At 41.4% G+C, this 13,385-nt stretch carries 10 protein-coding genes and 1 riboswitch; of the genes, 9 read left to right on the top strand and 1 reads right to left on the bottom strand.

All coding sequences use genetic code 11. The annotated features are described in order from the left end of the window. The first annotated feature begins 20 nt into the window (after window positions 1–20). From QQK00_RS07935 to QQK00_RS07905, 7 genes are all read left to right on the top strand, one after another. Window positions 21–2,975, top strand: coding sequence for a TonB-dependent receptor (locus tag QQK00_RS07935; protein ID WP_284216941.1), 2,955 nt, complete (start codon window positions 21–23; stop codon window positions 2,973–2,975). 508 nt (window positions 2,976–3,483) lie between these two features. Next, on the top strand, window positions 3,484–4,248 hold the full coding sequence (locus QQK00_RS07930; protein ID WP_284216940.1) for a DUF3450 domain-containing protein: 765 nt from the start codon (window positions 3,484–3,486) through the stop codon (window positions 4,246–4,248). 6 nt (window positions 4,249–4,254) lie between these two features. Then, complete coding sequence (locus QQK00_RS07925) at window positions 4,255–5,613, top strand: MotA/TolQ/ExbB proton channel family protein (protein ID WP_284216939.1); 1,359 nt, start codon at window positions 4,255–4,257, stop codon at window positions 5,611–5,613. Between the two features lies 1 nt (window position 5,614). Next, the gene (locus tag QQK00_RS07920) at window positions 5,615–6,139 is read left to right on the top strand and encodes a MotA/TolQ/ExbB proton channel family protein (RefSeq protein WP_284216938.1); all 525 of its coding nucleotides are present in this window, start codon (window positions 5,615–5,617) and stop codon (window positions 6,137–6,139) included. Window positions 6,140–6,150: 11 nt separating this feature from the next. Next, the gene (locus QQK00_RS07915) at window positions 6,151–6,549 is read left to right on the top strand and encodes an ExbD/TolR family protein (RefSeq protein ID WP_284216937.1); all 399 of its coding nucleotides are present in this window, start codon (window positions 6,151–6,153) and stop codon (window positions 6,547–6,549) included. Between the two features lie 2 nt (window positions 6,550–6,551). After that, window positions 6,552–7,166, top strand: a complete 615-nt coding sequence (locus tag QQK00_RS07910; protein ID WP_284216936.1) for an energy transducer TonB — start codon at window positions 6,552–6,554, stop codon at window positions 7,164–7,166. 2 nt (window positions 7,167–7,168) lie between these two features. Next, entirely contained in the window at window positions 7,169–8,431 is a 1,263-nt protein-coding gene (locus tag QQK00_RS07905; protein WP_284216935.1) for a tetratricopeptide repeat protein, read from the top strand. A 35-nt stretch (window positions 8,432–8,466) separates the two neighbouring features. Here the strand turns inward: QQK00_RS07905 and QQK00_RS07900 are convergent, their stop codons facing one another. After that, window positions 8,467–10,602, bottom strand: a complete 2,136-nt coding sequence (locus tag QQK00_RS07900) for a tRNA(Met) cytidine acetyltransferase TmcA domain-containing protein (protein ID WP_284216934.1) — start codon at window positions 10,600–10,602, stop codon at window positions 8,467–8,469. 57 nt (window positions 10,603–10,659) lie between these two features. Between QQK00_RS07900 and QQK00_RS07895 the strand changes: the two genes are divergently transcribed. Both QQK00_RS07895 and QQK00_RS07890 read left to right on the top strand, forming a co-directional pair. Further along, window positions 10,660–11,085: an acyl-CoA thioesterase gene (locus QQK00_RS07895; RefSeq protein ID WP_284216933.1), complete on the top strand. Its 426-nt coding sequence runs from the start codon at window positions 10,660–10,662 to the stop codon at window positions 11,083–11,085. Window positions 11,086–11,159: 74 nt separating this feature from the next. Beyond that, window positions 11,160–11,262, top strand: a riboswitch (TPP riboswitch). Between the two features lie 48 nt (window positions 11,263–11,310). Continuing rightward, window positions 11,311–13,377, top strand: a complete 2,067-nt coding sequence (locus tag QQK00_RS07890; protein ID WP_284216932.1) for a TonB-dependent receptor — start codon at window positions 11,311–11,313, stop codon at window positions 13,375–13,377. The last annotated feature ends 8 nt before the right edge of the window (window positions 13,378–13,385 follow it).

Below are 13,385 nucleotides of genomic sequence, written 5' to 3'. Positions count from 1 at the left end.
TTGATGTCTAGGGAGACAGAATGTTTACAAATAACAAAATAGCGCGAGCTGTCAAGTTTGCGTGCGCCGTTGGTGCGGCCTCAACAATCTCATTTTCTAATTTAGCATTAGCGCAAACTCCTGACGGAGAAGTAGTTGAGCGTATTTCTATCACTGGTTCAAGTATTAAAAGAACCGATATGGAAGGTTCACTACCTGTTACAACCTTGACTCAAGAAGACATTGCCAAATCCGGCGTTACGTCTATTCCTGACTTAATTGCGCAAATACCTGCAATGCAAGGTTTTCAAACACCATCACAAAGTGTTGGTGGCGGCGGCGGCGGTATATCCACAGCCTCTATTCGTGGTCTCGGCGGCGAGTATACTCTTGTGTTACTAAACGGACGTCGCTTAGCGTCTGCCGATTCTGGCGGCTCAATTGACGTTAACTCGATTCCTTTATCTGCAATCGAAAGGGTAGATGTGCTGACTGATGGCGCTTCGGCTATATACGGCGCGGATGCAATCGCTGGGGTTATCAACTTCATACTAAAAAGTGATATTCAGGAAACGACGGTAAGTGCTCGTTATGATGCCCCTCAAGAGTCCGGTGGTGACAATTTCTCACTGAGTTTAACTACTGGTTATGGTGATGTAAGCTCAGATGGTTTCAATGTCTTTTTGTCCGTTTCTCATGAAGACCAAACCCAATTAGCGAGTAGGGAACGTGAATTCGCCAAAACAGGTTTTATTCCATTTACTCATAATGGTGATGATCTAATGTTCGTTGCCTCTTCGTCTAACGCTATTCCTGGTAATGCTCGTGTGCGTTTCTTGGACCCCAATAATCAAGATAGAAATGGCGACGGAGTTGTTAACTCACGAGATACTTACAGCTACCAATTCAATCCTTTTGCCGCGGCAAACAATGGTTGTGGCCCAAATAACGTACCGTCACAAGCTGCTACTGCCACTGTATTAACTGACCGCTGTGTATTTGATTTTACGTCAACTCTAGAGATTTACCCTGAATCTACCAGAGACAATGTTATTTTGGGTGGTTTGGTAAGTTTGGGTGAATCAGCTGAAGCTTATGCCACAATAAACTATTCAAAATTTGAACAGATAGCTCGTATCGCCCCTTATCCTACAGGTACGTTTACCATACCAACAACATCACCACTCGTACAAACAGAAGTTTTGCCATTTTTACCGAATGGTGTTGATTTCACACAAACTGATGGTAGTGTCTTAAACTTTACTGGCGACGAGATACTAGCAAATATTTTCGATGTTGCTGGCGCGTGGCGGGCCTTACCAGGTGGTAATCGTACAAACGAATTTTCAACCGATTCTCTTTGGACTAACTTCGGTGTTCGAGGTGAGTTTGGTGATATATCGTATGACGTTTCATTAACGCATTCTAGCGTTGACCGTGACGACACAATTCTGACTGGTTACCCAATAACGTCTTTGTTTATACCACTGGTATCATCTGGTGAGGTCAATGTATTCGCTCAACCAAGTGACCTGACTGATGAAGAAAGAAGTGCAATATCAGGTACCATATTCAACGGTTTAGACACAAAAACTGAAACCGAACTAACCGTACTTGAAGCCAAGTTCTCTGCACCAGTATTTGAATTACCAGCTGGTGAAGTATACTTAGCAGGTGGTTTCGATTATCGCGATATGTCTTATAAGAGACCTACGTCAGCAGCGAATCAGCAAGCGGTTATCTTGTTTACACGACCTGATCCTGAGTTTGATTTATCCCGTGAAACATTTGGAGCATATTTAGAAGCGGCAGTGCCAGTAACGGAAAACTTAGAAGTGACCGGTGCGGTGCGTTACGATGAAATAAGTGACATTGCTGCTACTTCAGTCTTATGGACAGATCCAGATGGGGATGGCGTTAACACTGGCGCTACTCAATCAGGCACTAGCGGTATTGATATGGACGATGTTACATACAAGGTTAGTCTAGCGTATCGACCTACTGACGAATGGTTGATTCGTGCATCGAATGCCACAGGTGTGAAAGCACCTACTATGCGTCAAATAGCTGAGCCTCGTATCCCATTTGGAGTAACAGGCAATACTTACGATTGCCCATTTACTGGATCCGACCCATTAGCCGCTTTTTGTTTAGCGCCTAGTTCACAGTATGATGTTGTTAGACAAGGTAATGAATTCTTAGAGCCAGAAGAATCTGAGCAATTTTCTGTTGGTGCAGTATATGATGATGGTGACTTCAACTTCAGTGTAGACTACTGGAAACTTGAGCTGACAAATCAGGTGTTACCAGCTACTGAAGGGCAAATTTTCGGAAATCCAGAGCAATTTCGAGAGTTGTTTACCACCCAAGTTAACCCTGGTACAGGTGACCAAGAGTTAGCGATGATCACTGCGTCTGTTAACGTAGGTAAGGCTAATATAGAAGGTATTGATTATACCTTCGGATTTACGAATGAACTTGGCTCAGCTAGTTTACTTACTACAGTATCTGGTACCTATATGATTGAAAGCAACTACTTACGGGCCGGTACTGGCACTGGAGATGTTGCTGCAGTCTTTGATACTAGCTTGGGACGCAAAGGACCAGATGATGCTGTGGTATTTAATAACAGAGTGCGTATTGTGAACGAGCTTGAGCACGGTAATTTCTCTCATTCTGTTGCGATAAACTATCAAAGCGGTTGGACTGATGAAAACTTTGCTGGAGGAGACTCGAGTATTCGTTTAGCGAGTGATTTGAATACCTTCTACGCTGGCGGTGTTCAACTACAAGTGCCGTCTTATACCACTGTTGACTACGTAACTAGGTTTAACTATAACGACCATTTATCTGCTTCGTTTGGTATCAATAACTTGTTTGATAAACAACCGCCTCTTGCATTGGGCGAGAATGGTGGTCACCAAGAAGGCTTTGATCCTCGTTACTTTGATGTGTTCGGACGTACCGCTTATTTCAGTGTTGATTACACATTCTAAACGTTATATCTAAATAAGTAGAAGTTTAAACAAAGACCCTCAACAAGTGTTGAGGGTCTTTTTATATAGCCGATGCTTTTTCTATCGTCTTTATGCAGTCTTTTGTATACTCGCTTTGTCTCTAACACTCATTTTTTGAATGTATTCATTCGTGCTGTTTAACATAAATTGATCTGTCGCAAACCTCGTTTGCAGGAAAGTAAATTTAAGCGAGAATACTTGTTATGAGTTTATATTTATATGATAAATATGAATATAATTTAAACAACCAACTCAAGCCATTAAAATTTCAGTTGTAACAACACATTACTAAGAAGTCTTACCACACGTCGCATTTCTATTTATTTGTAATAACTTAGTCCAACCAACCTTGACATTTATGTAACATCCTGTGACTATTTACGTGATTGCCTTTATTGTGTATTAAAGGCAGAACTTTAAATATAATCATGTCGATAGCCACATCCGTGAGCCGACACCAGAATTAATGGTTGGGAATATGTCCAAAATGAGCAAGAGAACTCAAATTGCGGCGAGTGTTGTTGGTGCTATTGCGTTAGCATCTACGTCAATCGCTTTTGCAAACCCTCTTCAAGATGTTCAAAAAGAAGAGCAAAAGATTGTGAGGGATGCAGCAAAATCACAAGAAAAAATAGACGGTTTACTTGAACAATCACAAGAGCTTTTAGCCGAATATAGAAGTGTTGTCGACCAGACAGAAAATTTAAAAATTTACAATGATTACCTTGCTGGTTTAGTTGCAGATCAACAACGCGGTATTGACTCATTACAGCGCCAGATTGATTCTATTGAAGAAACGAAACAAAACATTGTGCCGTTGATGTATAAAATGATTGATAGCCTTGAGCAATTTATCAAGTTAGATGTTCCAATCAATCTACAAGAACGTTTAGACCGTGTTGAGCGCCTTCGTGACTTAATGACGCAGTCAAACGTGACAGTATCTGAACAATTCCGTCAGGTGCTAGACGCTTACTCAATTGAGAATGAATACGGCCGCAGAATTTCAACTAACGAAGGTTCTATTAGCGTTGGTGGTAGTTCGGTTCCAGTAGATTTCTTTAATTTAGGACGTACGTCTCTAGTTGCGCTTACATTAGACCAATCAGCTGCTTATGTTTGGGACAATGGTGCGAGAGAATGGCAGTCGCTAGACGACTCTTACCTCGGTTCTGTTGTTACAGCCGTTCGTATCGCTCAGGGCTTAGAACCTGAAGACCTAGTTAAACTTCCAATTAAAGCGGCGGAGTAAGCGTCAATGAAAACAATGATTAAAACACTATTGGCAACTGCATCGGTTGCGCTGGTAATGGGTACCGCATCCGCTCAAACGGCAAATTCGCTAGAAGATTTGCTTGAGCAAGTAAAAAAAGACAGAGTATCTGAAGCAAAAATAAATGCTGATCGCGAAAGAGAGTTCACGAGCGATAGAGCAGACAAGCAAGCATTGCTAAGAAAGGCGCAAGCAACGTTTACCGCAGAAGAAGCACGTGGTGACAGACTTACGCAACAATTTGCGGATAACGAAAAAGCAATTATCGCAAAAGAAGAAGAACTAGACCAAGCAACCGGTACCTTAGGTGAAATGTTTGGTGTGGTACGTCAAGCCTCTGCTGATGCATACGGTAATATTTCAACGTCTATTGTAAGTGCGCAACTTACTGGTCGTGAAACGTTTTTACAAGAAATGTCACAGGACTCTAAAGGTTTACCTAACATTCAAGAGTTAGAAGAATTATGGTTATCTTTACAACAAGAAATGACGGCATCTGGTCAAGTTGTTAAATTCCAAGCCGAAGTTGTTGACCTTGAAGGCGGCTCTACAACACAAGAAGTTGTGCGTGTAGGTACGTTTAACCTTATTGGTGAACAAGGTTATCTTGTGTATAACGATTCAGCTAATAAGATTCAGCCTTTGGGCCGCCAACCTGAAGGTTACCAAGTTGCATCTACTCAGGATTTACGTGACGCTTCAAGCGGCATCATACCAGTTTATATAGACCCTTCACGTGGTGCTATTCTTAATTTGTTCAAACAAAAAGCAACATTATCTGAGCGTTATCACGCGGGCGGTATAGTTGGTTATATCATTACTGTGATGCTTATAATTGGTCTTCTAATTGGCGTATTCAAACTCATTCAATTAAGTCTAATGGCTAGTAAGATGAAGTCACAGCTTAATAATATCGATAACCCGTCTACAGGTAACGCGCTAGGACGTATCTTAAGCATATACAAAGAGAACAAGTCTGTTGATACAGAAACATTAGAACTTAAACTTGACGAAGCAATTCTTAAAGAGCTGCCGACCGTTGATGCAGGTATCAACATCATTAAGATTTTCTCAGCTATTGCTCCGTTACTTGGTCTACTAGGTACAGTACTTGGTATGATTGCGACCTTCCAGCAAATTACTTTGTTCGGTACGGGTGACCCACGTATTATGGCTGGTTCAATTTCAATGGCGCTAGTAACTACTGCTCAAGGTATTATTGCAGCACTACCACTAATTCTGATGCATAGTATTGTTGCTGCACGCAGTAAGTCTATCGTACATATCTTAGACGAACAGACCGCTGGCATTATTGCAGAACACGCAGAAGCGGAGAAAGCATAATATGTTGACCCTAATTGGATTATGGGAATCTGTTAGGGAATTCATCGCTACCGGTGGTGACGTACTTTATTTCGTCGCTGCCGCGCTCTTTCTAATGTGGGTTTTAATGATTGAGCGTTATTGGTATCTTTCTGCTGTCTTCCCAAAAGTGCGCAAGCAAATTATTGCGGACTGGGATGCCAGAAAAGATACAACATCATGGTATGCGCATCGAATTCGCGACGCATGGATTTCACGAGCATCTGACAATTTACAAGCGCGCTTGTTGATTATTAGAACTTTAGTTGCAATGTGCCCTCTAATAGGTTTATTAGGTACAGTGACCGGTATGATTAACGTATTCGAAACAATGTCTACGCAAGGTACGGGTAACGCAAGATTGATGGCCGCAGGTATATCAATGGCAACTATTCCTACAATGGCTGGGATGGTGGCCGCGCTATCAGGACTTTTCTTTAGCTCTCGGTTAGAAGCCAAAGCTAAAATGCATAAAGAGTCATTGATAGATAGCTTGCCACATCATTAGTAGAGGTAGTTATGGCACGTAAAACAAGAGAACCAGATGAGGAAGCGCAAATTGATATGACACCGATGTTAGACATCGTGTTTATCATGCTGATCTTCTTCATTGTAACTACCGTTTTTGTTAAACAAGCAGGTATGGAAGTAAACAAACCTGAAGGTGAGACGGCAGTTCAATATAAAAATGCCAACATTTTTATCGCGATTACTGAAGATGGTGATGTCTGGATTGACAGACGCGAAATATCATCTGAAGCAGTAAGAGCAAATGTAGAGAAGTTACTCTTAGAACAACCGACCGAAGTTGTGTTCATCCAAGCGGATGAAAAAACCAAACACGGTCTTGTAATAGAAGTAATGGATCAGGTCAAAGCTGCCGGTATTGACCGTGTAGCAGTCGCAGTGAGGGAGTAAATATGGTTAGAATAATTGCTTCTATTTTCATTGGTGCTGGTATTGTTTTCGCCCTTTTTGTCATTATGGCAAAATTGGTGGAAAACACGGGTGAGCGCTCAGAGCCGCTTGACCCGCCACCAGTCATTGATATTTTGATGAGTGAACCGGATGACACTACTCAAACTAGAGTACGTCAACCGCCACCGCCACCGCCGCCACCTCAAGAACCGCCAAAGGTTCAAGTAGTGGAGCCAGAAGCTGCTGAACCGGATGCAAACGCATTTAGTTTGTCAGTACCTGGTATCGATACAGGCGGTGTTGGCGTGAGTATTGGTGGATTTGGTGGTCAAATCCAAGACGGCGATGCTACCCCCATTTTTAGGCAAGATCCAAAGTATCCACCAGAAGCCGCTCGTGATGGTAAAGAAGGTTGGGTATTAATGTCTTTTACTATTAATGAAATTGGTGGTGTTGAAGATGTTGAGGTACTTGACGCGCAGCCAAAACGTATCTTTGACCGTGAGGCCAAAAGAGCGTTACGGAAGTGGCGTTACAATCCTAAAATTGTTGATGGTAAAGCGGTTAGACAACCGGGGTTAACGGTTCAACTAGACTTTACGCTTGAAGGAGGTTAATTATGATTAAGCGATTCAATAAAATTTTATTAACTTTCTCTGTGCTGACTATTGGTACTTATACAAGTAGTGCTTTAGCACAGCAGGCGCCACCTGTAGCGTGTGCGGGATATGTACCGGCAAAAACGCAACTAATTGGTGAGCGCGCAGGTAAAAAATTGACAGCGGCATTCGAGGCGTATAATCAAGATAATACGCCCGAAGCTATTCGTTTACTGGGTGAGATTGAAGCGAAAGACCCCTTCGATCAAGCAACGGTTAATAAGTTTTTAGGGCAACTTTTGGTGTCGGAAGACGACAAAGAAGAAGAAGCCTTAAAAACCTTGATTGAGTCAATCAATGTAAAAACGTTGAATGACAAGGATCATGCTGACGTGTTGTATCTTGTCGCACAGTTGTCTTTGCAAATGGAAAAGTATCAAGATTCAATTGATTGGTTTGGTAAGTGGATGGATTTCACTTGTAAAGAAACCTCGCAAGCGTACTTATTCATTGGGCAAGCTTACACGCAAATGAAGAAGTTTGATGAGGTGATTGCGCCAGCTGATAAGGCAATTGGATTGCTTGAAGAGCCAAGTAAAGACCCTTATGTGCTTAAAGTTAATTCTTATATGGAAAGGAAAATGTTTAAAGAAGCCGTTAAGGTATCTGAAACATTAGTACAGCTTTTTCCAGACGATAAGCTTTGGTGGACGCAAACGGGCTTTTTCTACATGATGCTTGAAGACTATTCTAGTGCTCTGGCAACTTTTGCTTCTGCATACAGACAAGGTTTTTTAAGTAAAAAATCAGAGATAAAAGCGCTCATTCAATTGTATTCTGCGTCAGATGCGCCTATTCAATCCGCTCGATTGTATAAAAAACATTTAGAAGCCGGGTTATTTGAAGAGACGGCTGCTGAGCTTGCTGCTTTAGCTAGAACTTATCACCAAGCAAAAGAGTACAAGTCTGCAGCGCAGTATTATGCAAAAGCAGCTGGAAAGGAGGCAAAGCCTGAATACTTCCAAAAGCAAGGTGAGTTGCTAATTAATGCGGAAGATTACAAAGGTGCTATTAATGCACTTGAAAAAGCCATTGAGTCGGGTGTAGAGAATCCAGCAAAAGTTCACATGTCACTAGCTTTGGCTAATCTTTGGATTGGTGACTTTAGAGAAGCTCATAAACATGCTTTGGAATCTAGGGGTGATCCTAGCCAAAGACGCAGTGCTAACGCATGGATTGCGCACATAAAAACCAAAGCCAAAAATAGTGGTATAACACTGTAAGGTGTATACAGCTTAACAAGATAAAAAACCCGCTGTTAATAGCGGGTTTTTTTTATCCAGTCCATGAGCCTTTTTCTTGATTTATATTTGTCCTCTTGAGAAATCCCCTTACTCACCAATGTTACGATATCTTGTTCATATTCAGTCAATTTACAAAAGTTAATCAAGTAGTAACATTCCGGCAATAGCTGTTCGACCTGTAAGTTGCCATTGATGAGGCGGTGAAATCTATTTTTTAGGTAAGTATCTATTTGTTCATGCATGAATTGTTCAGAAGCTAAACGAGTGTTTATTTGTTGTGGGATTCTATTTAGGAGATTCGGTTTAAACGCCTTAATGAATGCTAACTCTAAATTAAGTTTTAGGAGTAACGAAGATATTGGGTAAGAGGCCTCGTTTGCTCTTTGTTTTTGCACAAAAAAGCCTGATAGTGTGCCGCTGGCACCATCGATTTTTTGGCCTACTTTAACTAATTCAAATTTGTTTTTAAGCCAGAATGTTACTAACGGGTCTGTTAAACCAAAGTTTGTACAAAGTATTTGCCCATGTTTACCCGCGTGTTTGCCAATGAATGTCAATAAAATACTAGCTATGCCTTTACGTCTAAGGCTGTCTACTACGGCTATGCGCTGGACTCTGAGATATTTAAATGTCAAAAGAGAAGGGCAATGTATGTAAAGTGCCATATTCTGCGCGAACAAATGGCCTTTAACTCTGCGTTTACCTTCTGCAATTTTTGCTGATAAGTGCTGCTCGTCAAAATTTCCCTCTTCAATACACACAGCAAGTCCTACGATGACCGAAGTGTTTCCAATTTTCTTGCTTGCCACGACCAATTGGTAACTGCTTTCATCCAGTATGCGTTTTATGTCGTTTGGGGTTGTCTGATAGTGTGCATTTGTTAATAAGTGCACGACTTCTTTGTAGCACCTGTGGTTTTTTATTAATGTTTCTTTTTCAAGTAGACGAATCTGCAGAGAATCTCCTGGATCGTCATTATGTGTAAAGTCATGGTCTGGCGTGATACTCGTATGGTGTAATGTATTAGGCGATCCCGGCGAAAATAGTCGCGTGAATAATGCCTCAATTGGGTCGCTTTCATACCATCGCATAGGCGTCAATAATTCATAATGTTTAAGGTCGGCTATCGATGGAATGAGTCTTTGCACTAAGCCTCTTCCTGTGCCTTCATATCCGTCGTAAGTGCCAGCCATTACCACAAATTTATATTTATCTAACATCACCTTAATTAAGTCGGGTGCTATTGAGGCTACTTCATCTATCAATAACACATCAATTGTGTTGCACGTATCTGTGTTAAAAGCTGCTTGATCTGGAGAATTAAACGCCGCCGATGCATTTAGTAGATTATTAGCCTGCAGCAATGCAGCAATTGCATTGCAGTTTTGTTGTACATTTGCGGTGTAGCGCACGCGCAAATTTTTTGATCTCGCATATACAGCGATATGTGCGAGTAGTGTTGATTTTCCTCTTCCTCTTTTGCCTAATACAATATGTTTTGTGTGCAAGCCGGTTTGCAATGTGTCTAGTATGTTTTTATAAATTGTATGTTGATCGACGCTTAACGTGAGCGAGTCATTGTCGGCTTGCGAACTGGCGCACGTAGAGCGCTTCTCATCATTCGGCTTCACTGTGCGCATTACGCGTTGTGGCGGACTTAATTCAATCTTGCCTGGACTTAACCATGAAATGGCGTGTGAAGCTTGTAACACTTGAATCAGCTTAACGACAAACAAGCTGTTGGCGTTGCGTTGGCCATAGCTCATTTGTTTATCATATTTGGCACTTTGCGCCGGCCAGCGAGTTATTAGAGGTGTAAGTAGAATAAAATTACCCGACTTTTTCACCAAACCTGATGCGGCATATAGCGATGACGCTGAAAAATCATGTCGAGCGTCAAAAACTACATTGGTGCACTCATTCCCCAATTGAGAATTTATATTGCGAGGTAAAGCTGACTTTCCTTCAATATAAATACGTTCGCTGATTAACAAAAATGTCGCACTGTTAGCTTCAAGCTCACAGCATAAATTATTTATGGTTGGCCGATTGGCACTGATAACTACCATGTTTCTATGGTAATCAGGGCCTTTTCTGTTATTTAACCATTGTCTAAATGCTTGAATTAAATCTATGTTTGCTCGAAACACAGTAAAACCAATATAATGTTGTAAACGGCTAGTCTACATCGAAAACAAGGTGAATTAATGCAATTTTTATCAAGACGTTTAGTTATGCCGAGTGATCTTAACTACGCAAATTCATTATTTGGTGGCCGTGTGTTGGAATGGATTGATGAAGAAGCAGCCATTTATGCTATATGCCAACTTGGTTCAAATTGTTTGGTGACAAAGCATATAGGTGAAATTAGTTTTGAGGCACCAGCCTTGGTTGGCGAAGTATTAGAGTTTGGTTTAGTCACAAAAAAAGTAGGGCGTACGTCAATTACGGTCACTTGCTTGGTTAGAAACAAAGCAACAAAGTCGACAATTTGTTTGGCGGACGACATCGTGTTTGTTGCTGTTGATCCAGAGACAAGGCAATCGACACCACATGGTAAAACAATGGCCTTACTCGACGCACAAATGCAAGAAGAGCTGAAAACATTGAATTTACTTAGTTCTAAGACATAAATTTTATATAGTGCTTCCATCACATAGTAAGTCTTGATACCATGCGCGCCGTCTGAAAGGACACATGTTGAAATATAAAAACCAAGGGGTGCAGTCGAGAACTGCTGAGATTCAAATGAGAACCCTTATTTACCTGATCCGGTTAATACCGGCGTAGGAATGGTTAACAATTTATTGTCCCAATACCTGCCGTAATACCGGGTCTTTTCTATAAGAAGAGATTCGATGAAAAAATCAATAATTGCTTTATCTGTAGTCAGCGTTTTAGCTGCAAAAACTACCTTATCCATTGCCGACGACGAAACGGCTGTAGAACGGATTAAGGTCACAGCCAGTTTAGTTGAAAGAGACTTATCTGAGTTACCTAGCTCAGTCATTGTATTAGACAACGACGTGCTGGAAGAGAGAGAGTCTAGGCATTTGCAGGATATTATTTCTGCGTTACCTAATGTGAATTTTTCTGCGGGCGCGACGCGAGGAAAGTTCATTCAAATCAGAGGTATTGGCGAACGCGGTCAATTTTCTGAACCAACCAACCCTTCTGTTGGATTATTGCTTGATGAGATTGACATTTCAGGCTTGGGGAGCTTAGCCACTACATTCGACTTACAGCAAGTTGAGTTACTGTCTGGGCCGCAATCTGTCGCGTCGGGTGTCAATAGCCTTGCAGGTGTTGTTAAGTTAGTAAGTCAACCAGCTAACGGTGATTCTGCAGGTTTTGCTACTGCAACCGTTGCAGAATTTGGTGAGTGGCAATTAGGCGCAGCGCATGGCAATGCGATTAGTGAGGACCTGAGCTATCGTGCGAGTGTTCAAAAAACATCTTCGGACGGGTTTGTTGAAAATGACTTTCTTGGTCGTGATGATACAAACGGCGTAGACGAATTAAGTGCTTCGTTATTTTTAAATTGGAATACATCTGAAGATTCATCTTTAGATTTTCGTTTTTATCACTTTAATATCAATAACGGATACGATGCGTTTACATTAAACAACGACAATGTCACGTTATCTGATGAACCTGGTAGAGATCACACAGACGCTAACGCGGTTAGCGTAAAGTTTGTAAAAGAATTTGATGCGATGCAACTTCAAGCGAGCGTTACCAATTTGTCAGGTGAGTTTGACTATGCATATGACGAAGATTGGACATTTACCGGTATTCATCCTGATGGTTATACCTCATTCGACAGATACGTGCGTGACGTAAACCGTGCGTCTTTAGATATTAAACTAGGATCACTTTGGTCGACTGAGAACAATTGGCTTGTTGGTTTAAATGTTTACAACAACGATGAATCGTTGTTGCGAGAATATACGTTTAACAGTGGCGATTTTACAAGTGACTATAATCCCGAGTCTGCGGCAGTGTTTGGACAATATTCTGCGCTAGTAGGTGAAAACTTTCGTTTAACAGGCTCTGCAAGGATTGAGAGTTTTACTGCCGATTACAGCGACAGCGATGGCTTTACTGAAACATTAGACGATACTTTATTTGCCGCTGCCATTTCACTTGAATACACACTACAAAATTCGCTTGTATACAGTACCTTATCTCGCGGTTATAAAGCGGGTGGATTTAACATAGATCAGCGTTTATCTGGCAACGATAGAACCTTTGATCCTGAGTTTAACTGGAACGTGGAGTTTGGTGTAAAAGGCCAAGCGTTTGATGGCATGGCAAATATTAGCGCGTCAGTATTTTACATGAAGCGTGAAGATGCTCAGGTCAGTGATTTTGCTGTGTTTCAAAACGTACTTGATGATGGTACGTCGGTACCTTCGTTTGCAGATGCGGTTCGAAATACCGATACTGGAAAGAACAGAGGGATAGAACTTAGTTCTGATTGGTATTTAAGTGACGCGTGGACGGTAAAAGCTAATGTTGGCTTTTTACGGGCAACCTTCGGTAACTACACACGACTAGATGGCAGTTTTGTACCAGAACAAGAACAGGCGCAAGCACCTAAATTTACGGCATTTGTCTCTTCAAATTACCTCATTAGTGAACAACTTTCGTGGTATCTCGATGTAGATGCTAAAGACGAGTATCGTTTATCTATTGGGCATGATGAGCGTTCACCATTTAACTATGTTGTAAATTCACGCTTGAGCTATACCATCGGCAGTAGCGAGGTGAGCCTATGGGTCAAAAACCTATTTGATAGAGAATTATTTACCCGTGGTTTTGGCGGCTTTGGTAACGATCCTCGTAAAGATTATGTGACTGAACCGTATTTTCAGTTTGGGCAAGAACGTCAAATCGGTGCGAGTTACCGTTATAGCTTTTAAAGTAGCTA

Source organism: Agaribacter marinus, assembly GCF_030160655.1.
Lineage (GTDB): Bacteria > Pseudomonadota > Gammaproteobacteria > Enterobacterales > Alteromonadaceae > Glaciecola > Glaciecola marina.
The sequence above is the reverse complement of the archived record's forward strand: the minus strand, read 5'-3'. Positions and strand labels throughout refer to the sequence as shown.